At 40.0% G+C, this 22,023-nt stretch carries 17 protein-coding genes and 1 tRNA gene; 11 read left to right on the top strand and 7 right to left on the bottom strand.

Annotated elements, in window-relative coordinates; all coding sequences use genetic code 11:
• Positions 1 to 58: 58 nt before the first annotated feature.
• Positions 59 to 1,417 (bottom strand): DNA polymerase III subunit epsilon, encoded by a 1,359-nt coding sequence (gene dnaQ, locus DS737_RS10555; RefSeq protein WP_113997485.1) that lies wholly within the window; start codon positions 1,415 to 1,417, stop codon positions 59 to 61.
• A 267-nt stretch (positions 1,418 to 1,684) separates the two neighbouring features.
• Here dnaQ and DS737_RS10550 point away from each other — a divergent pair, with 267 nt between their 5' ends.
• From DS737_RS10550 to DS737_RS10525, 6 genes are all read left to right on the top strand, one after another.
• Positions 1,685 to 4,747 (top strand): lytic transglycosylase, encoded by a 3,063-nt coding sequence (locus DS737_RS10550; protein ID WP_113997484.1) that lies wholly within the window; start codon positions 1,685 to 1,687, stop codon positions 4,745 to 4,747.
• An 8-nt stretch (positions 4,748 to 4,755) separates the two neighbouring features.
• Positions 4,756 to 6,600 (top strand): extracellular solute-binding protein, encoded by a 1,845-nt coding sequence (locus DS737_RS10545; protein ID WP_113997483.1) that lies wholly within the window; start codon positions 4,756 to 4,758, stop codon positions 6,598 to 6,600.
• A gap of 27 nt (positions 6,601 to 6,627) precedes the next feature.
• Positions 6,628 to 7,695 carry a microcin C ABC transporter permease YejB gene (locus DS737_RS10540; RefSeq protein WP_004638439.1) on the top strand — a complete coding sequence of 356 codons (1,068 nt, stop codon included), beginning with the start codon at positions 6,628 to 6,630 and terminating at the stop codon, positions 7,693 to 7,695.
• Positions 7,695 to 8,705, top strand: a complete 1,011-nt coding sequence (locus DS737_RS10535; RefSeq protein ID WP_113997482.1) for an ABC transporter permease — start codon at positions 7,695 to 7,697, stop codon at positions 8,703 to 8,705. Before DS737_RS10540 ends, DS737_RS10535 begins: the two co-directional genes overlap by 1 nt.
• Positions 8,683 to 10,275, top strand: a complete 1,593-nt coding sequence (locus DS737_RS10530; protein ID WP_113997481.1) for an ABC transporter ATP-binding protein — start codon at positions 8,683 to 8,685, stop codon at positions 10,273 to 10,275. Before DS737_RS10535 ends, DS737_RS10530 begins: the two co-directional genes overlap by 23 nt.
• A 114-nt stretch (positions 10,276 to 10,389) precedes the next feature.
• A complete protein-coding gene (locus tag DS737_RS10525) occupies positions 10,390 to 11,634 on the top strand; it encodes an NADH:flavin oxidoreductase/NADH oxidase family protein (protein ID WP_113997988.1) in 1,245 nt (414 codons plus the stop codon).
• 83 nt (positions 11,635 to 11,717) lie between these two features.
• On the opposite strand, the gene DS737_RS10520 is transcribed toward DS737_RS10525, so the two are convergent.
• From DS737_RS10520 to pyrC, 3 genes are all read right to left on the bottom strand, one after another.
• Positions 11,718 to 11,793 (bottom strand) — tRNA-Glu (locus DS737_RS10520).
• Positions 11,794 to 11,812: 19 nt separating this feature from the next.
• Positions 11,813 to 12,475, bottom strand: coding sequence for a ribonuclease T (gene rnt / locus DS737_RS10515; RefSeq protein WP_004638443.1), 663 nt, complete (start codon positions 12,473 to 12,475; stop codon positions 11,813 to 11,815).
• Entirely contained in the window at positions 12,460 to 13,494 is a 1,035-nt protein-coding gene (gene pyrC / locus DS737_RS10510) for a dihydroorotase (protein WP_004638444.1), read from the bottom strand. The genes rnt and pyrC overlap by 16 nt, the downstream gene beginning before the upstream one ends.
• A gap of 162 nt (positions 13,495 to 13,656) precedes the next feature.
• Between pyrC and DS737_RS10505 the strand changes: the two genes are divergently transcribed.
• On the top strand, positions 13,657 to 14,934 hold the full coding sequence (locus DS737_RS10505) for a GGDEF domain-containing protein (RefSeq protein ID WP_005081993.1): 1,278 nt from the start codon (positions 13,657 to 13,659) through the stop codon (positions 14,932 to 14,934).
• 56 nt (positions 14,935 to 14,990) lie between these two features.
• On the opposite strand, the gene DS737_RS10500 is transcribed toward DS737_RS10505, so the two are convergent.
• Positions 14,991 to 16,229: a L,D-transpeptidase family protein gene (locus tag DS737_RS10500; RefSeq protein ID WP_113997480.1), complete on the bottom strand. Its 1,239-nt coding sequence runs from the start codon at positions 16,227 to 16,229 to the stop codon at positions 14,991 to 14,993.
• Positions 16,230 to 16,426: 197 nt separating this feature from the next.
• Here DS737_RS10500 and hemE point away from each other — a divergent pair, with 197 nt between their 5' ends.
• From hemE to DS737_RS10480, 4 genes are all read left to right on the top strand, one after another.
• Entirely contained in the window at positions 16,427 to 17,500 is a 1,074-nt protein-coding gene (hemE, locus tag DS737_RS10495; protein ID WP_004638447.1) for a uroporphyrinogen decarboxylase, read from the top strand.
• Between the two features lie 85 nt (positions 17,501 to 17,585).
• Positions 17,586 to 18,350 (top strand): DUF817 family protein, encoded by a 765-nt coding sequence (locus DS737_RS10490; protein ID WP_017394509.1) that lies wholly within the window; start codon positions 17,586 to 17,588, stop codon positions 18,348 to 18,350.
• 189 nt (positions 18,351 to 18,539) lie between these two features.
• A complete protein-coding gene (locus DS737_RS10485; RefSeq protein WP_004638449.1) occupies positions 18,540 to 19,010 on the top strand; it encodes a DUF3015 family protein in 471 nt (156 codons plus the stop codon).
• 82 nt (positions 19,011 to 19,092) lie between these two features.
• Positions 19,093 to 20,973, top strand: a complete 1,881-nt coding sequence (locus DS737_RS10480; RefSeq protein WP_113997479.1) for an Lnb N-terminal periplasmic domain-containing protein — start codon at positions 19,093 to 19,095, stop codon at positions 20,971 to 20,973.
• Between the two features lie 35 nt (positions 20,974 to 21,008).
• On the opposite strand, the gene DS737_RS10475 is transcribed toward DS737_RS10480, so the two are convergent.
• Positions 21,009 to 21,371: a cupin domain-containing protein gene (locus DS737_RS10475; protein WP_004638451.1), complete on the bottom strand. Its 363-nt coding sequence runs from the start codon at positions 21,369 to 21,371 to the stop codon at positions 21,009 to 21,011.
• 14 nt (positions 21,372 to 21,385) lie between these two features.
• On the bottom strand, positions 21,386 to 21,934 hold the full coding sequence (gene folE / locus DS737_RS10470; protein ID WP_017394508.1) for a GTP cyclohydrolase I FolE: 549 nt from the start codon (positions 21,932 to 21,934) through the stop codon (positions 21,386 to 21,388).
• Positions 21,935 to 22,023 lie beyond the last annotated feature (89 nt).

The raw sequence follows: 22,023 nt of genomic DNA, 5'->3' as shown, positions 1-22,023 counted from the left end.
GTTAATATAACTTAACTTTGAAGGCTTGAAATATAAAAAGCGACATTGATTCAAAAATTTATTTTGCGAAAAGGCAAGGTTCTCCGTGTTTTTCTTCAAATTGTTTGACCCACGTCTCATGTTCATTTAACTCATGTTCAGATGGACGAATCACAGCTAAGTCAATTTGGACATGTTGACGTGTGGTTTTATTTTGATTTTGTTCATGTTGAGATAATGCATCGATGTCAAATGAAACCTGTCCACCTGTCATCGCAAGGTAAACATCGGCTAAAATTTCAGCATCGAGTAATGCGCCATGGAAGGTACGATCTCGTGCTGGGATCTCATAACGTCTAACCAATGCATCCAAAGAATTTTTTTGTCCAGGATGCTTATTCTTTGCGAGTGCTAAGGTATCTGTAACTTCACATACCTCTGAAAGTAAAGGTAAACCAACACGTTTAAACTCCATATCGAGGAAGTTCATATCGAATGTTGCGTTATGTGCAATGATTTCAGCACCTTTTAAATAAGCAAACAGGGCATCTGCAATTTCAGCATACTTTGGTTTGTCTTGTAGAAATTCATCAGTGATACCGTGCACATCAACCGAGTCGCCTACAGGTTTTTCTGGATTAATATAAATATGAATCGAACTACCTGTGAGTTTACGATTGATCATCTCAATCGCTCCGACCTCGATGATACGATCACCATCTTGATAATAGAAACCCGTGGTTTCAGTATCGAGGATTAGTTGACGTGGGCCTTGCAACTTTAATTTAGCTTCGGTCACAACAATGTGTGGATGTTGATTCGTTACCACTGATTCCATAGTTTGAACTGGATTTTGTGCTTCAGCTTCATCTAGCAGAGTCACTGACTCATTTTCAGTATCTAACTCATCATTCATTTCATCTGTATCGAGGTCTAAACCCAAAGGATCATTCAAAAGCCAATCGGCTTCAGACTTTTTTATATCAGCGTTAGCCTGTGTTGATGCTTTGAGTTGTTGAGCAGTTTGTTCAGCCCCTAAGTTTGCGAGTTGATCCGCCATTTCATTGCCGGCATGACCAGCATGACCTTTGATCCAATTCCATTCGATATCACGATTGGCACAAACAGCATCTAATTTTTTCCAAAGATCTGGGTTTTTTACATCCTTCCAGTTTTTCTTTTTCCACCCATGAATCCATTCGGTAATCCCTTGTTTTACATAATTAGAATCTGTCCAAATGATAAGGTGTGCATCGATTGGGCAAAAAGAAATACCTTCAATTGCAGCTTGTAGCTCCATACGGTTGTTGGTTGTTTCTGCTTCACCACCGAACAGTTTATGTTCTTCTTGTTCTGTAATGATATATGCACCCCAACCACCTAAGCCTGGATTGCCTTTACATGCGCCATCAACATAAAGAGTGATTGTTTGTGACATATTTGAACCTGAACAATATATGAGTAAAAAACTTGATCTATTTTGCAATAAAGTCTGCAAAAATAGCCGAAGAGAATAGTAGCACTCCCTCGAATATCATGCATTGTAAAGCTAAAATCAGATGTTGTGAGTTACAAAACTCATGTTTTTTAATTTCTTGTAACATTTCCATGCAAATCACGTTAAATTATTGCCTTGTCTATGTAGCAGGCTTTACTACAATGGCTATCAAAGTAATAAACTAGCGTAAGTTGACTGGAAGATTTTATGTCTAAATCGAGCACATTGGTGTCGCGTACATCTGCAACATCATTATTCAAAATCACTGTACTCACTTCTGCTTTAGCTGCGCTGGGAATTACAACGGGCTGTTCTTCGACACCTCATTCTGCAAAAACCTCATCTTCTAAGCAACTTGGATCGGGTTATTTAGATGCGAGTAGCTTAGACTCGCTTGAAGATCTGTTATCTGCCACAGATATGCGTGCAGTAGAAGGTGATCGTCTACTCGTGTTGAAACATGGTGATGTGTGGAAGCGCATGACTGTGGGTTTCAAAATGGATTTGAATCGTTGGGACTCGCGTATTGAAGCTCAGCGTGGTTGGTTTATTTCGCGACAACCGTATTTGGATCGATTGAGTGCACGTGCTAGTCGCTATTTGTACCATACTGTTAAAGAAGCTGAACGTCGTGGCATGCCAACTGAATTAGCTTTGTTACCTGTCATTGAAAGCTCTTATGATCCAGCGGCAACAAGTAGTGCGGCTGCGGCAGGTCTATGGCAGTTTATCCCGAGTACGGGACGTATTTATGGTTTACAGCAAACGAGTCTTTATGATGGCCGCCGTGATGTGGTGGAGTCTACACGCGCTGCCTACGAGTTCCTTGGGAGTTTATACAACCAGTTTGGTTCTTGGGAGTTAGCTTTAGCTGCTTATAACGCTGGTCCTGGTCGTGTACAACAAGCGATTAATCGAAATCGTGCTGCAGGTCTGCCGACTGATTATTGGTCATTAAAATTACCACAAGAAACCATGAACTATGTGCCACGTTTCTTGGCAGTTGCACAAATTATTAAAAATCCAAGTGCGTACGGGGTGTCATTGCCTCCAATTGCAAATCGTCCACACTTTCGTGAGGTGTCATTATCTGGACCTATGGCATTGAGTGAAATTTCTACAATCACGGGTCTAAGTCGTGCTGAGTTATATGCATTGAACCCTGCACATCGTGGTGAAGTGATGGACCCAACGAGCCCGATGCGTATTTTGATCCCAGCAGATTTAAGCCCATCTATTGATGCTCGACTTCGTTCAAATAAATCATCTGGTGGTTTCTGGGCGAGTAAAACGCCACCACCAGCGATGAATACTTCAACAAATACAAGTACAACAGTTCGTACAACGACAAGTACGACTGCACCATCAAGTAACACCACAGTAAAAACAACACCAACGATGACGGCGAGTAGTACCACTACTCGTCCAAGTTCAACGACGACGAATACTAGAATCTCTACACCAAGAGGGTCTGATGCATTGGCTTCTTTTGCAGCAGCGGCAGATGTTCCAAGCGCACCACGTATTCCAGTAGCGGTTACACCAGCAGCCAATGTAAAACCAGTAAGCACCGAGCCACCGATTTCGGGCAAAGAACGTGAGCAAATTCTTGCAGCCATGAAAGCCGAAGGCCAGCAGAAATCAGTTACTCAAGTTTTAGAGCCGCAAGCCACACAAGCTGAAAAAGATCAGGTCGTTGCTGAAATCAAGGCAATTGCACCAAAGGGTACGGAGATCGTCGATCCGTTTGATGGAAAAATTAAGTTAACAGCGATTCAGACTAGCCAATCTGTAGCAGATGAAAAAGGACAAGAAGTAAGCAAAGGCTTTGCTTATCCAAGAAATCTAGTTGAAGATAAAGTTACTGCCAATAGCGAAGATGCAAAACGTAACCAAGGCAAACCTTATATTAGTACAGATACAGAAGTAGTTGTCGTCGCACCAAAAGGTAAGCGCAGTACTTATGTGGTACAACCAGGTGACACGTTGGCTGTTATTGCCCAAAAAAATAGTGTGAACTGGCGTGATATCGCAAAGTGGAATCAAATTGATCCTGCTGGTACTTTATTTGTGGGTACGAGCTTATATTTATATGATGCAAAGCCACAAGCTGAGACTACAAAAGCGACAGAAACTAAACCAGAAAGTTATGTGGTACAGTCTGGTGATAGTCTCACTAGTTTAGCCAGTCGTTTTGATTTAACGATCAAACAGTTGGCGGACTATAATAATTTATCTATTACGGATGGATTGTTGGTCGGTCAACGATTAACTTTAAAAGAACCAAAGAATAATCCCCGTACATCACAGCAAACTGCTCGTGCAACTGAAGCAAAAGCTGCGACCTCACAAAAAGTTGCGACTAAATCATATACGGTTAAACGTGGTGAGTATTTGAAACTCATTGCAGATCGTTATGCGTTGTCAAATCAAGAACTGGCAGATTTGACTGAAGGATTGTCGGCAACAAGTAGCTTGATGGTTGGACAGCGAATCAATGTCCCATTACAAGAAGTGAGTCAAACCGAAGAAACAACCAATACCAAGAATACTGTAAAACATGAAAATGTTACGGCATCAACCAGTTACAAGACAGAAAATTATACGGTGCAGCGTGGTGATACCTTGTCGAGTATTGCTACTCGATCAAAGATCACACTGAATGAGTTGGCGGAGTTAAACAATTTAAAAGCCAATAGTGGTATTCGCCTTGGACAAAGTTTGAAGATTCCTGCTGGCTCAACGGTGCCAGATCAGTATGTGGTTCAGTCAGGAGATAGCTTGAATGCGATTGCCAGCCGATATAATTTACAGGTAAGTTACTTGGCTGACTTGAATGGTTTAAAACCGACTTCAGGTGTGCGTATTGGACAGCGTCTGAAATTAACAGGTGAAGTCGCAAGTGTTGAAGCGCCAGCACCTGCGGAGCCAACGAGAAATAATTCTGCTGCTACAAGCAGTCGCAATACAAATACTGAGCAATATACCGTGAAAGCAGGTGAGTCTTTAAATAGTATTGCGAACCGTTTGGGAATGACAGGCCGTGAACTTGCTGACTTAAACCAGCTGCGTGCCAATACAGGTTTACAGCGCGGTCAAACCATCTTGATCCCGAAAACAGTAACTGAATATCGTGTTAAACGTGGTGATACTTTAATTGGGTTGGCAAGTCGCTATGGGATGCAAACCACAGCATTGGCTGAAATGAATGACTTGGCTCCGAATACACAGTTACGTATTGGTGACGTGATTAAAGTTCCAAATCTATAAGGATATATATGCACTTGTCTCATGGAAGAGCACAAACTCTCATCCTTTTATTTGGTCTAGGGCTGGGTAGTCAATTTAGTTTGGCTGCTCAACAAACGACGCCTTTTTTGGCAGTACATGCAACGCCTCAGTACACCCATTTAAAAGTGATGCCTTATGCAAATGTTGATGCACCTAAAGGCGGAATCTTAAGCCAATCAAGTAATGGAACCTTTGATAACCTGAACAGTATGAATGGCAAAGGCAGTTCAACGGATGGAGTCAATTATCTGTTTGATACCTTGATGGATTCTTCGTTAGACGAACCGAATGTCATGTATCCATTGCTGGCAGAAAAGGCAACCTACGATCCACATAAGCCTAAATTTGTTATTTTCTATCTGAATCCTAAGGCTCGGTTTAGTAACGGTGATGTGCTGACTGCTGAAGATGTTAAATTTACTTTTGATACCTATCAGCAAAAAGCCAATCCTGGACTAAAGATGTATTTGTCTGATTTGGAAAAGACAGAAGTTTTATCTAAGCATCAAGTCAAATTTACCTTTCGATCTGATGATAATGCAGAAATGCCGCTCATCGTGGCAAGTTTACCGATTTACTCTAAAAAAGACTGGCAGAATAAAGATTTTACCCGTGTAACGATGCAACCAATTTTAGGGTCAGGTCCTTATTTGATTGATCGGATTGATGCTGGGCGGAGTATCACCTATAAACGAAATCCAAATTATTGGGGTAAAGACCTTCCTGTCAATCGTGGACGTTATAATTTTGATCGCCTTAGATATGTGTACTATCGTAATTTAGATATAACCTTTGAGGGGTTTAAATCTGGACAATTCACGCTGCATGAAGAGAATACGTCTCGTCGCTGGGTGACCGAATATAAATTTCCTGCTGTCCAAGCGGGACTTATCAAAAAATATAATGCAAATTTAGCCAAGCCTCTAGATTTTCAGAGCTTTGTATTTAATACAAGGCGAAAACCCTTAGATGATATCTATTTGCGTAAAGCTTTGAGTTATGCCTACGATTTTGAGTGGCAAAATAAGGCTTTGTTTTATGGACAATACCAACGTTTACAGAGTTATTTTGCAAATAGTGAATTAGCCGCAGTTGGGCGACCATCATCTGCTGAGCTTTCGGTCATTGATCCTTATTTATCAAAATTAAACCCATTGATGCAAAAGGGTTTTTTGGCTGATTGGAAATTTCCTGCATCAGATGCTAGTGGTTTCAACCGGAAGAATCTACTATCAGCTCGCCAAATCCTACAAGATGCGGGGTATTCGGTTCGCAATGGTCGTTTACTTGATCGTCAGGGTAAACCCATTGAAATAGAACTGCTAATTCATCAAGATGGTTTACAACGTACTTTGATGCCTTTTGTTCGCAATTTGAAGCGTTTAGGTATAACGGTAAATATTCGACATGTTGATGTGCCACAGTATATAGAAAGAATGCGCCGTGGTGATTTTGATATGACCACGATGCGTTTACCGCAAACCATTACACCAGGGAAAGAACAAGCTCAGTTTTGGGGAAGTAAAGCGGCTGATGAAGAAGGGAATTATAATTTTGCAGGTATTAAAAATCCTGCCATTGATCAAGTAATCCAAAAAATTATTGCTGCTGAAAGTCGTGAACAAGTGATACTGCATACACGGGTATTAGATCGTTTATTGCGGGCGGGTTATTATCATATTCCAACTTATGGAAAGCCTGAAATATGGTTGGCATATTGGGATATGTACCACCAACCGAAGCAAAAACCAAAATTATCTATTGGTTTGGATTACTGGTGGGTAGATGCTGAAAAAGCGAAGAAAGTAGATCAATATTTACGTAGGAAATAATCAGTCTGGATAATAGGGATAAGATTGATGAGAACATATATATTAAAACGGCTATTACTGATTATTCCAACTTTGTTTTTTATTTTGTTGATTAATTTTGCAGTGATCCAAATTGCACCCGGTGGACCTGTCGAACAAGCAATCCAACAGGCACAAAGTTTTCAGGGAGTGGGTTTATCTGGAGGGGAAACTGCACAAAGTTCTCAGACACAGTATCAAGGTGCGCGTGGCTTAAGTGCAGAAATGGTTGAGCAGATTAAAGCTCAGTATGGCTTTGATAAGTCTGCACCAGAACGCTTCTGGTTGATGCTTAAGGGCTATCTTTCTTTTGATTTTGGGACAAGTTTCTTTAAAGATAAACCTGTTACTCAATTGCTCTATGAAAAAATGCCTGTGACGATTTCGTTGGGTTTATGGAGTACGCTGTTAATTTATCTAGTGTCTATACCTCTTGGCATACGCAAGGCCAAACAGCATGGCTTAATCTTTGATAAATCGACCTCGTTGTTATTGGCAGTGGGGTATGCTGTTCCATCTTTTGTCTTTGCGGTATTGCTCATTGTATTCTTTGCGGGTGGGAGTTATTTTCAATGGTTCCCACTACAAGGGCTGGTATCTGAAAACTTCGCTCAACTGAGCATGCTCGATAAAATTAAAGATTACTTCTGGCACATGAGCTTGCCGCTATTGAGTATCGTATTAGGTGGATTCGCAGGTTTAACCTACCTTACAAAATATTCCTTTATGGAAGAATTAAATAAGCAATACGTACTGGCAGCACGTTCAAAAGGGTTAACTGAAAATCGTGTGTTATATGGGCATGTGTTCCGTAATGCCATGCTGATTGTAATTGCAGGATTGCCTGAAGCATTGGTTGGAATATTCTTCGTGGGTAATTTATTCATCGAGATTATTTTTAACTTGGATGGGCTTGGTCTATTGGGGTTTGAGGCTATTGTCCAGCGTGATTACCCTGTGATTTTTGGTACTTTATTTTTGTTTACCTTGCTTGGTTTAATTTTACGTTTGATTAGTGATGTGTTGTATCAAGTGATTGATCCTCGAATTAACTTTGATTCGCGAGGAGTAAAATAATGTCACCAGTGATGAAAACCCGTTTAACGCGTTTTAAAAAAAATAAATTGGGTTTCCGATGTTTTATTCTTTTTACCATTATTTTTATATTATCTCTGGCCGCAGAGTTTATTGCCAATGACAAGCCGTTATTGGTGAAATATCAAGATAGCTTTTATTTCCCTGTTTTCAAAGACTATCCAGAAACGACTTATGGTGGTGTGTTTGAGACTGCAACGGATTATCAAGACCCTGCTGTACGTGAGTTAATCTCTGCACATGGCTGGATGATTTCACCGATTGTTCCATTTTCATATCAGACCCCAAATTTGGAATTAACCGTTCCTGTGCCTTCTAAACCCACAGCACAAAACTGGTTGGGTACGGATGATCAAGGGCGCGATGTGTTGGCGCGAGTGCTGTATGGTTTGAGGGTGTCGTTGTTATTTGGTTTTGCCTTGACAATTTGTGCCGCAGTTTTAGGCATCATTGTGGGAGCGGTTCAGGGCTATTATGGTGGTTGGGTTGACTTGCTTGGACAGCGTATTCTTGAGGTATGGGGTGGATTGCCAATGTTATTTATGGTGATGATCCTCGTGAGTATGTTTACACCCAATGTATATTGGCTGTTTCTGATTATGCTGTTATTCGGCTGGACAGCTTTGGTTGGGTTAGTTCGTGCAGAGTTTTTACGCGCGCGAAATTTTGATTATGTGCGTGCTGCTCGAGCATTGGGCGTTAGGGATCGTACAATTATTTTTCGACATATTTTACCGAATGCCATGAGTTCAAGCCTGTCGCAATTACCATTTATGTTGACAGCGAATATTACAGCATTAACTGCACTGGATTTTTTAGGTTATGGTTTACCACCAGATGCAGCTTCACTTGGTGAGTTATTACTACAAGGGAAAAATAATTTAAATGCACCTTGGTTGGCATTGTCGGGTTTTTTTACACTCGCAATTGTGTTGTCATTATTGATTTATATTGGGGAGGCAACACGTGATGCATTCGATCCAAGACAATGATTTAAAAAAAGATCATGTACTCAGTGTTAAACAATTAACTGTTACGACAGAGACAGGCCAAGTTTTAGTGGATCAATTGAGTTTCGATTTAGCTGCGGGTGAAACAGTCGCAATCGTTGGTGAGAGTGGTTCAGGGAAATCAGTTAGCAGTTTGGCCTTGCTCGGATTGTTACCGAGCCATTTAAATATTCAGGGTCAAGCATATCTGAACGATCAGGACTTATTGGCTTTAGATTCAATCGCATTACGTCAAATTCGTGGGCAAAAAATTGCCATGATTTTCCAAGAACCAATGACTGCTTTAAATCCTTTACATCGTGTTGAGAAAATCATTGGTGAAACATTATTGTTACAGGGGTGGCCAAAAACAAAAGTAAGAGAAAAGGTCATTGCCTTATTAAATGATGTGGGCATACCCGAACCTGAACAAAAATTACGTCGTTATCCCCATGAGTTGTCTGGTGGGCAAAGACAGCGCGTGATGATTGCTATGGCATTGGCACTTGAGCCAGACATTCTGATCGCCGATGAGCCGACAACAGCACTGGATGTAACTTTACAAACACAGATTTTAAACTTGCTTAAACAGTTACAGCAACAACGTAATATGGCAATGATTCTGATCAGTCACGACTTGAATCTTGTTAAGCGCTATGCAGATCATGTCATTGTCATGAATAAGGGAAAAGTAGAAGAGCAGGGTGCGATCACGGAAATTTTTACCCGACCTCAAGCGAGTTATACACAACATTTATTGGATCATGATTTTGGCCAAGCCATCCCATATGTAGAGGGACAGGTTATTCTTCAATTAGAACAATTAGCCGTAAGATTTCCAATTAAACAAGGGCTGCTGAATCGCGTAAAAGATTATTTTACCGCAGTTGAGCCATTGAGTTTGAGCTTAGAGCAAGGAGAGTCTCTAGGCGTCGTAGGGGAAAGTGGATCAGGGAAATCGACTTTGGCCTTAGCAATTACCCGTTTGATTGAAAGTGATGGGAAGATTGTTTTCTTGGGGCAGGATTTGAATCAACTGAATGAAAAAAGATTGCGCCCTTTGCGAGCAGATTTTCAGATTGTGTTTCAAGATCCATTTAGCAGTTTGAACCCACGTATGACGATCGGGCAGATTATTGGTGAAGGATTGGCACTGAAAGTATTGGATCAAGCACTGGTAGATCAACAGATTGAAAAGACGTTGGAAAAAGTGGAATTGCCGATAGACTTTAAAAGTCGATATCCGCATGAGCTTTCTGGAGGGCAACGGCAACGCGTTGCTTTGGCACGCGCTCTAGTTTTACAGCCGAAATTGATGATCTTGGATGAGCCGACTTCAGCATTGGATCGCACGACACAGCGGGCGATTGTAAAGTTGTTGAGACGACTGCAACAACAAGAGCAAATTAGTTATATTTTTATCAGTCATGACTTACAAGTCATCAAAGCGATTTGCCAAAAGGTGATGGTGCTAAGACACGCAAAACTTTTGGAATATCAAACTACTGAGCTACTTTTTTCACAACCTCAAACTGAATATACCCGTCAGTTGATTGCCGCAAGTCAGTACTAGTCTTGTAATTAAATTGACATATGGTATTGTCAAATTATAGGAAGGTTATTTGACCACATGAATAATTAGATGAAGTTAGGGTATAAGCCCTAATTGGGATAGCAGAGGATGACCATGAGTCAGATTGCAGACAGTATTAAGATTCGTAATACGACATTTAAAAATCGCATCATCAAAGGGGCGATGAGTGAAGCATTAGCCAACCATGATGGACAGCCGAATGAGTTGCATATTGGTTTGTATGAGGCATGGGCAAAAGGTGGTTTGGGTTGTGCGATTACGGGCAATGTCATGGTCAACATTGCTGCAAAGAATGAACCTGGTGTTGTTGCTATTGAAACCGAACGCGATTTGGCTAAATTACAGCAATGGGCTGCGGTAGGTAAAAAATACGGTATGGTGCAATTGATCCAATTGTCACATCCAGGTCGTCAATGTCCTAAGGGATTAAACAAAGAAACTGTTGCGCCCTCAGCTGTTCCTTTTAGTCCAATGTTAGCCACAATGTTTGGTACGCCTCGTGAACTCAGACATGACGAAATCTTAGATATTATTCAACGCTTTGCAACAGCTGCTGCAATCTGTGAGAAAGCTGGTTTTGAAGGCGTGCAGTTACATGGTGCTCATGGCTATTTGATCAGTCAATTTTTATCACCACTGACCAACAAGCGTACTGACGAGTGGGGTGGTTCTATCGAGAATCGTATGCGTTTCTTGTTAGAGATTTATAAAGCTGTTCGTGCAGCGACATCTGATGATTTTATTATTTCTGTAAAACTCAACTCTGCCGATTTCCAGCGTGGAGGAATCACCGAAGAAGATGTGATCAATGTATTTAAGTCTATTGATGCTGCTGGCATTGATATCATTGAAATTTCAGGTGGTACTTATGAAGCACCAGCGATGGCAGGTGCGAAAGCAGAGAAACGTAAAGCAAGCACGATTGCTCGTGAAGCTTATTTCTTGGAGTTTGCTGAGAAAATACGTCAGCACGTGTCTTGTAAGTTGATGGTTACAGGTGGTTTCCGCACCGTGGAAGGGATGAACGCCGCGCTTGAAAGCGGTGCATGCGAATTTATTGGTATTGCTCGTCCATTGGCCGTTGAAACAGATTTAACAGATCGTTTGATCGCAGGGCGTGACGTGCGCTACGCCGTAAATCAAATTAAAACAGGTATTCCTTTTGTCGACAAAATGGCAATTATGGAAATCATTTGGTATGCAGCACAGTTCAAAGCGATCGGACAGGGCAAAAAACCAAATCCTAAATTATCACCATTGTTGGTATTTTTGAATTATGCAAAAGGAAATATTAAAGCGGTGGTCAAAGGACGCGTAAACTCTCGAAAATCAGCATAGTATTTGGGACTCTTCGGAGTCCTTTTTAATTTTTTATAAATAAAAAAGCCACTGTCGGTATGATGCAGTGGCTTTTTTGAATTTGGCGTCCCTACGGGGATTCGAACCCCGGTTACCGCCGTGAAAGGGCGATGTCCTAGGCCTCTAGACGATAGGGACTTCTTGAGGTGGGTGTATATTAGGGTTCTGTCACCAAACTGTCAAGAAGGTGAGGAGACAGTTTGTTCAAAATATAGCAAAACAGTTCAGCCGTCTTTTGAGTATCGTACAAAGCAGAGTGTGCTTCTTTACCATCAAACTCAATACCGGCTTGGATACATGCTCTTGCTAAAACTGTTTGACCAAACATGACCGCACTCAGTGTCACCGTATCAAAGACTGAAAAGCTATGAAATGGATTCTGATTTTTAGTGCCAGAACGCGCAATCGCGGCTTGTAGGAAACCAAGATCAAAGTGAGCATTATGACCAACCAATACCGCATGTGTGCAATGTTGCGCTTTTCGTATTTCATTGAGTGATTTGAAAATACGGCGTAATGCTGAACGTTCATCTTCAGCCATTGCAACGCGCATAGGGTTAAATGGGTCAATACCAATAAAGTCGAGTGAGCGACGGTCTAGATTAGCCCCTTCAAAAGGGTTGATATGCGCCTGAAATGAGGGACCCGGTACAAATTGTCCATGTTCATCATAGACAATTGGAATACAGGCGATTTCAAGTAGGGCATCAGTTTGGCAGTTGAAACCTGCTGTTTCTACATCAACAACAACAGGTAAAAAACCACGAAAACGCTGACCAATTACGGGAGCTTTGTTTTCTTCTGTCACACTTTTCTCCATTGCAGTGTTTTGCCTGCATGAAGTGGAATAATTTTTTGGTCTTCTAGGTAATCAAAAGACTCAGCGACGGTATGTTCTTCTTTGACCAAGGTAATGGTTGACGTATTACGTGGTAAACCGTAGAAGTCAGCACCGAATATGCTGGCGAAACCTTCTAAACGTTCTAACTTGCCTACTTGATCAAAAGCTTGAGCATATAGTTCAATCGCATTTGGTGCGCTATAGCAACCTGCACAGCCACATGCATTCTCTTTAGCATTTTGTGCATGTGGTGCACTATCTGTACCTAAGAAGAATTTCGGACTGCCGCTCGTTGCCACTTCCAATAAAGTTGTTTGGTGTGTTTGACGTTTTAAAATTGGTAAGCAATAAAAATGCGGTTTCACGCCTCCTACCAACATATCATTACGGTTAAACAATAGATGTTGGGGAGTAATCGTTGCGGCAACATTACGATCTTGTTCAAGAACAAAATTTGCTGCATCGCTGGTTGTGATATGTTCAAGTACGATTTTAAGTTTTGGAAATTGTTTAAGTAGTGGTGAGAGAATTTCGTCTAAAAATCTTTTTTCACGATCAAAGATATCAACATGGTTGTGAGTTACTTCACCATGTAATAACAATGGAACTTGATGTTCTTCAAGTTGTTCAATCACCGCATAAACTTTGCGAATGTCACTTACACCACTATCGGAGTTTGTTGTTGCCCCAGCAGGATAAAGTTTGATGGCATTGACATGATCAGATGCTTTGATTTTTCGAACTTCATCAGGAGAGGTGTGATCAGTAAAATACAGCACCATACGTGGATCAAAATGAAGGCCTTCTGGAACATGGGCAAGAATACGCTCACGATACGCTAAAGCTTCATCCACAGTTTTGACAGGTGGAACCAAATTTGGCATACAAATTACGCGGGCAAATTGTTTTGCTAAATCAGGAACTGTACGTTTTAAAGCTAAACCATCACGCAGGTGTGCGTGCCAATCATCGGGTTGTAAAAGAGTAAGTGTATTCAAGGTGCACTTCAAACTTAAAAATAATACAAATAATAATGCATAAAGTGTGAAAATGGTAACTACAATTACGGATAAGTGGTTAAGTAAAGTTCATGACAAAATGAGAATTTGTGTTATTTTTATGCGGCATAAGGATGCCGAATTATAAGAAGAGTAAAAAGGATGGAAAATCAATATGATCTTGAGCAGTTAAGGAGGTCCAAAGAAGCACTTGAACAGCTTGTTGCTCAGCATTTTAAATCAGGACGGACACATCATGCTTTACCTCCAAAATTAGAACATGATTTTTGGAAGTTTAATCTTGAGCGGACACGTATCAACGCCATTCAGTTTTTTGGTCAGGGCGTAATTACTTATACGATTTTTGTTCTGCTGATTTTACCGTCTAACTATATCGTCATCCAAGGCACTGAAGATTTTCTCTCAGACTTTGTATATAGCATACTCAGTTTGATTGTCGTTGGTTTGGCTTTATTTCTATTTTGGGCATTCGCTCGATTCAGAAAGTTTAGCCGCCTATTTTATCCAGCAGTCTGCACACTGGTTTTTTGTACAATTGTTTTTACATCTATTTTGATGATGAGTGTATCCAATGTCGTACTTCAAAATCAGGCAATGGTGTTGATTGCTTTTCTGTATATGCTTGGTTTTATTCTTAGCGGTATTAAACCATTACATATGCTGATCATAGGAACTTGTGCGGCAATCGTTATTCTATTTTTCCTCTATTTATTTGATGTTTCTTATGATTTATTGATGATTGGTCGAACCTTTATTGGCAGTATTTTGTTGGGGTTTTCGATTAGCGTGATGTTGACTTCGAAAGAGCGTCGGATTTTTATAAAATCAAAAATTTCTGAGATTGATGAGAAAATATTACGCTTGCAGGCTTCAGAACTTTTACATTTAAGCCAACATGACGATCTAACCAATGTTTCCAATCGCCGTACTTTTGAAGAGATGTGTACATATTATTATGACTTAGCATGCCAAGAACAAAAACCACTGGCTGTGTTATTTATTGATATTGATTATTTTAAAAACTATAACGATTTTTATGGACATCAAATGGGCGATCATGCGATCTCTGAGATTGCTAAGACAATCAAAGGTTCCATTCGACATATGGATTTTATTGCACGTTATGGTGGGGAGGAGTTTGTGGTACTTTTACCTGAAACACCTGCACAAGGTGCATATGCTGTAGCTACAAATATTTATCGTGCAATTGATCGGTTGATGATTCCACATGCAAAGTCCTTGGTATCTAATCATGTGACGATCAGTTTAGGTATCACCGTATTCAACGGTAATCGAGCGATTAGCCAAGAGCTGCTCATTGATACGGCAGATAAAGCACTCTATAGAGCAAAGCAATTGGGACGTAATCAGATTTATTATCAGCCTTTACCTAATCTTCAAGAGCATCTACAAAAATAAAAAACCGAATATCAGTGTTGATATTCGGTTTTTTTAATATTTTGGGATGATACAAATTATTCTAAGAAGCGAACTGTTACACCAGCACGTACTTTATTACCAAGATCATTTGCGTCCCAGTTGGTTAGACGAATACAACCATGTGAAGCATTTTTAGAGATCATTGATGGGTTTGGAGTACCGTGGATGCCGAATGATTTTTTGCTCAGACCAATCCAAATGTTACCTACAGGGCCATTTGGACCCGGTGGCAGTGACAATGGTTTAAGGTTTTTACCTTGGACAAAGTTAGATGGTGAGTAACTATACCATGGGTTTTTAGCAACACCAGTTACTTTGTAAGTACCTGTTGGAGAAGGCGTGCTTGTACTGCCAATTGTTGCAGGAAACGAAGCGATCATTTGATTGCGACTGTTAAATAAATACAGTTGTTTTGCACCTTTGTGTGCAACGATTAAATGAATATCTTCAGGTAAATCATTACGGACATTGGCTACAACAATTTTTTCACCCACCTTGTTAAAGTTTGCTCTAGGATTAAGCTGTCTTAGAAAACGCTCATCCATATGGAACTTTTCACCTAACATTTCAGTTACGCGGGTGTAATACAATCCTTTCATTTTTGCTTGTAAGGCATAGTCTGTTGGAATTGATTCAGCATAGGGACCTTTGAGGTCCGCTTCTGTAATTGTATATTCAATATAAGCAGGTTTAGTTTGTTTCGCTACTAAGGCATCCCACGTTTCTTTGGTGAGTTGTCCTGTAGGTGTTAAACCATTCATCTGTTGAAATGATGCAATTGCTTTTAACGTGTTTTGACCATTCGAACCATCGATTGCACCTGGTGAAGCATGTGCGTTATTCAACATAACATGAGCACGCGCATACACAGGTAACTGGCGTCTAGGCATGTCTTCATACCATTCAGCCGAATTAATTGCATCCATAGTCCAAGATGCAGGAACTTCAGGCGCTTGAGATGGTGTTTTAGTCGCTGTTGTCGCTGTGTCTAGCGTAGCTTCGCGTGCTGGTGCAGCTGTTACAGGTACTTCAGGCGTGTTTTCTATTGTTTGAGCAACATTGGCTGCTGGATTTGGGCTAAGCTGTGGCTCAGATGCAGCAGAAGAAACAGCACTACTGCTTGATGCGGTATAATCAATTGCCAAAGGATCAATCGGATCTTGGACTGCGGAAATTTTTTGCGGTTTTAATGGTTGCTCAGTTGTTGGCGCAGCAAAAGCAACATTAGCAAGAATACAACTTAAACTCATAGCGAGTAATGAGCGAACAAACATGTAATTCAACCTTAAGAATTATTCATATTGAGATATAAGACTTTGCAAGTATTACAGAAAATACTCAAGCTTGCAGTAGCAATTTTGTGACCAGACAATTTTTTCGTCATCAAAATGGATCAACGGTATACGTGGTTATATATCTTAGGTGATTTTTGTTATGATGCTTTCCACATGAAAGATTATAGAGATTGGTAATGACAACGTTGAAAAATGATCGTTTCTTACGAGCTTTGCTACGTGAACCTGTAGACACCACGCCAGTATGGATGATGCGTCAAGCAGGGCGTTATTTGCCAGAATATCGAGAAACTCGTGCAGAGGCAGGGGATTTTCTTTCTTTATGTAAAAATACGGATTTTGCTTGTGAAGTGACATTACAGCCTTTACGCCGTTATGCACTTGATGCTGCAATTTTATTTTCAGATATTTTAACTGTACCAGATGCTTTGGGTTTAGGCTTATATTTTGAAACAGGTGAAGGTCCGAAGTTTCATAAAACAGTGCGTACTGAACAAGATGTCGCGAATTTACCTAAATTAAATGCAAAGTCTGATCTTGCTTATGTAATGAATGCTGTTTCAACAATTCGATCTGCTTTAAATGGACAAGTGCCATTGATTGGTTTTTCTGGTAGTCCATGGACTTTGGCAACCTACATGATTGAAGGTGGATCGAGTAAAGAATTTCGTTTTACCAAGCAAATGATGTACGCACAACCTGAAGTGCTACATGCATTGCTTGATCACCTTGCAGATTCAGTCATTGATTATTTAAATGCACAAATTGATGCGGGTGCTCAGGCAATCCAAATTTTTGATAGTTGGGGTGGCGCACTTGCGCATCGTGAGTATGTTGAATTTTCATTGAATTATATGACCAAGATTATTGCTGGGCTTCAACGTGAAAAAGACGGAAAGCGTATCCCGATTATAGTTTTCACCAAAGGTGGTGGGCAGTGGTTAGAAACCATGTTGACGACGGGTGCGGATGCTTTTGGTCTTGATTGGACAACACCGTTATATACGGCACGTGATGTAGTTGCTGGTCGTGCTGCGCTACAAGGGAACTTAGATCCAGCTGTACTTTATGGTTCTGCTGCTTCTATTGAGAAATCTGTTAAAGCGATGCTTGATGATGCATATCAAAATGGTGAAAAGACAGGCTATATTGCAAATCTAGGTCATGGAATCACACAGTGGGTTGATCCTGCTCAACCCAAGATTTTTGTTGATACAGTGCATGAATACAGTGCGAAATATTTGGGTTAAATGATTAGAGGCTGAAATGCCATCAAATCCTAATCATTTTTGAAAGGTTTATTTTGTGCCGTTATTTTTAATCTCACTCGATTTCATGACTAAGGCAGCTTCTGCTGCCTTATTTGGTATATTGCTTTTAATTGCTTTCGCAGTCACAGCACCGATGGGAAGCCATGAATATTATGGCTTTTTTCGTTATGACTATTTGTTATTTTATGCATTGATTATCCAAGTTTGTTTGATCTATTTAAAGTTGGAATCATGGGCTGAAGCAAAAGTGATTGCTTTATTCCATATCCTTGCAATGGGGATGGAAATATTTCTTACGCACCCTGCAATTGCTTCTTGGCAGTATCCACAGCCTGCAGTATTTAAATTACTGACAGTCCCTTTATTTGCTGGCTTTATGTATTCAGCCGTGGGAAGTTTCTTTGCACGTTCTTTGCGACTTTATCAAGTTTCTTTTGAAAACCTGCCCACTTTTAGCAATATGTTGTTATTGGCAGTATTGTCTTATCTCAACTTTATGACAAAATTTTTCATTCCAGATATTCGTATAGGGCTGTTTATTTGGAGTGTGATGATTTTTTGGAAAACGAAAATATATTTCCAACTAAAGCAACACCGTTTCAATGTCCCGATGTTGCCAATTTTATTATTGCTCGCATTTATCATTTGGGTTGCTGAAAATATCAGTACCTTTTACAAAATTTGGCTATATCCAAGTCAAGTCGATGCTTGGCATATGGTTGGATGGGGTAAATTAGGCTCTTGGTATCTATTATTGTTATTGAGTTTAGTACTTGTACTTAAAATATTAGGTGTTCGTGATCGAAAAGGAGTTTGGAAATTACATTAATACATTTTTTCAGTTTGTATAATGGATAATATAGATATTCAAACGGTGATTTATTAATATTTCAGTAATATTAAAAATTTTATTTGCTAAAAAACCTGAACCTCGCTATTTTAATCTGTGTCTGTGAGATGTCACAGCACATTAGTAATAACAAATACTAAAGAATAATTGATACTGGAGACTTTTCCGATGTTAAAAAAAATTGCATTAGCTGCATTACTCGCTGCTGGTTCAACTGTCGCAATGGCTGATAATGATGTAGGTTGTGGTGTTGGTACACAAGTATGGGCAGGTAAAAAAGGTGTGGGTCCTAAAATTCTTGCTGCAACGACCAACGGTATTTTTACTAACCAATTACTCGGTATTACTTTTGGTACATTGGGCTGCCGTCAAGGTGGAACAGTGACTGCACAAGTGGTTCAGTTCACCAATGAAAACTCTGAATCTTTGGCGCGTGATATGGCAGTTGGTCAAGGCGAAAGCTTAAATGTCCTTGCTGAACTTATGCAAATTAAATCTGAAGACAAAGCACGTTTCTTTGCAGTTTCTAAAGCAAACTTTGCTGAGATTTATTCAAGCAAAAACCAAAACACACTCCAAGTTTTGGATTCTTTACAAAACGTAATGTCAAATGATGATGTATTAAAAGCTTACGTTTAATCTATCGCATTTAAAAACCCTGTCCCTGTGACAGGGTTTTCTTATACCTAATCTGAATTATATTTAAAATATTTGTTGCTGAATGAAATTTTTAACTTTTGCGATTACTGTTTTTTTATCTCATATTGCACATGCCGCGATTGAGCCAAATATCAATAATTACCAGCAACTTGCTGAACAGAAAAAATTAGACCAACATATTACGTGGCAGCGTTTAATGTATGCTGAGCAGGCCAAAAAAAGCGAAGTCACATATACAGGATATTTTTATGCCAATGATGGGCAGACAAATTTACTCAATGAATTAAAAGCAGATATTCAAGCCTTATTTATTGCATCTAATGATAATCAATCGATTCGTTGTAAATTTCCTGCACGAAGTCGTTGGTTGATGCAACAGTTAAACATCGACTTAAAACAGCTTCCAGCGGTGAATTGTCCTGAATTCGATGAATGGATCAATCAAATTAATCCTCATAAAGCAACCTTGATCTATGCAACTGATTTTATGGGGAATCCGAGCTCTATGTTTGGACACACCTTATTGCGTTTAGATCCCAAAGATCAACAACAATTAAACTTAGTCTCTTATGCAATTAATTATGCAGCAACGGTAAATAATCAAGACAATTGGTCTTATGCATGGAAGGGTCTAACTGGTCAATATCCCGGCGAATATTCTTTGATGCCATATTACCGTAAAGTAAAAGAATATGGTGATTTTGAAAGTCGTGATTTATGGGAATATGAGCTCAATTTGACTCCAGAAGAAACACGATTCTTAGTTGAGCATATTTGGGAAATGCAACATGTAAGTTTCCCTTACTATTTTGTGAGTGATAACTGTGCATATCGTTTACTCGGGTTAATTGATTTAGTTCGTCCAAATCTCAATCTAAAGGCTCAATTTAATTATGCAGCGATTCCAATTGAGACACTTAAAGCGGTCGATCAGCAGAAATTAGTAAAAGAAGTTGTTTATCGTCCAGCATTAGAAACACAGTTACTATCTCAAGCAAAACAACATGGAAACAGTTTGGCAAAAGTTGCTCACAAAGTTGCATTCACACCGATAGAGCAAGTGTCTGAAATTTTGCAACCTTATGAAATGCGCGATCAAGCCAAAATTCTTGAAATGGCTTATGATGATTTATATCTAAAATATATTAGTCATAAAGCCGATGCTGATTTTGCATCTATACATTTGCGCCAGTTACTCGCAAAGCGTAGTCAGATTCAGATAGATAAACAACGTCAAGAACCACAAAGACCTTCGATCCAGCCTGTTGAAGGACATCATGCTCGAAATATTTCTGTGAACGTTGGAGAGGTGCAGGGCAAAACCTTTATTGAGCTCGGTCATCGTCAAGCTTATCACGACTTAATTGATCCATCGGGTGGTTATCGTTTAGGAACTCAATTACTTTTTCTAAATGGTGCGCTGCAATATCGAGAGGATAAACTTAAACTTGAGCATTTAGATTTGCTCGCTGTTAATTCATATAATCCAATTCAACCCTTTAAAGCGCCTTTAACTTGGGGGTTTAACTTAGGTTGGAAACAAGAGGCGATTGAGCAAGGTGATTTTACAGATCAATCCCAACATGGTGTCATGAATTTAAATATGCAAGTGGGCTACAGTTTAGCGGATGATGATCGTAAACATTTGTGTTATGCACAAGTACAAGGACATTTACAAGGTGGCAGAGCACTTGAAAAAGGTTGGCGGATAGGGGCTGGCCCAACACTTGGGTGTATGAATCAGTGGACCAATCAAGTCAATAGCCTATTGCAAGTCGAGCTACCGTACTGGGAAGATCAAAATCAATGGGGACTGAGGGTAGGAACGCAAGTTCAGTACAGTTTAAATGCCAATAACGCCGTCCGCTTAAATTGGAAATATGAACAACAAGATCATAAAGACTGGAATAAATTGGGTTTGGCTTTTATTCGTTTCTTTTAAAAAGATAATTGTTGAAGTGTGATCCTTAGGGACGCTTACACTTCAACAATTACATAGTATTTTTTAACTGTTTCAACCACTTCAAATGTACCTACAAATGCAGGAGGAATAATGCCTGCATTTCCAGCGGTCACTTCAACAAATGAAGCTGTTTTGGCATCGTGGATTCGCACGACACCTTCAATGACTTGAAAGAACTCTTGTTTATTGTCCGCAAACTGGATATTCCAAGCTCCCACCTCACACTGCCAAATTCCACAGTCCATATGAGGATGTTCATATAGACTATAAGTCAGGCGTTTTGGATTTCCCGTGACCAGACGATCGGGACGTGGGTAATCAATACTCGCTTCAGGTTGAGATAATTCACCAAAACCTGCTAAGTGAAGAGATGACATGGTTAATGCTCAGTTTAATAACTTTCTGGAACGGCACTTAAAAATTCACGACGTGCATCTTTGTCTGTTTTAAAATCACCGACAAAAGAAACGGTACGTGTGGTTGACTCTTGTTTGCCAACACCACGCATCATCATGCACATATGCGCTGAGTCGATAACTACAGCTACACCACGTGCCTGTGTGACTTCTGCAACCGCTTCTGCGATTTGCTGAGTCAAATTCTCCTGAATCTGTAAACGACGTGCAAACATTTCAGTAATACGTGCAAATTTTGATAATCCGAGAACCTGACCTTCAGGCAAGTAGGCAATATGCACACGCCCATAAAATGGAAGCAGGTGATGCTCACAAAGTGAATAAAATTCGATATTTTTAACCAATACCATTTCATGGTTATCGGATGGAAAGACAGCACTATTTGTTACTTCAGCAAGCGTTTTGCTATAGCCAGAAGTTAAAAATGAGAAAGCTTTAGCCGCACGCATAGGTGTATCTTGTAGACCTGGGCGAGTAAGATCTTCACCAACGGCAGTTAAGATATTTGCGTACGATTGCTGCATAGACATAACAATGTTCACTTAGGTGGGTTGAACAAAACGGGAATTGTATCAGAAAACCGCTAGAAAAATTAACTTTGATCTAAGTACCG

The organism is Acinetobacter haemolyticus (assembly GCF_003323815.1).
GTDB classification, from domain to species: domain Bacteria; phylum Pseudomonadota; class Gammaproteobacteria; order Pseudomonadales; family Moraxellaceae; genus Acinetobacter; species Acinetobacter haemolyticus.
The sequence above is the reverse complement of the archived record's forward strand: the minus strand, read 5'-3'. Positions and strand labels throughout refer to the sequence as shown.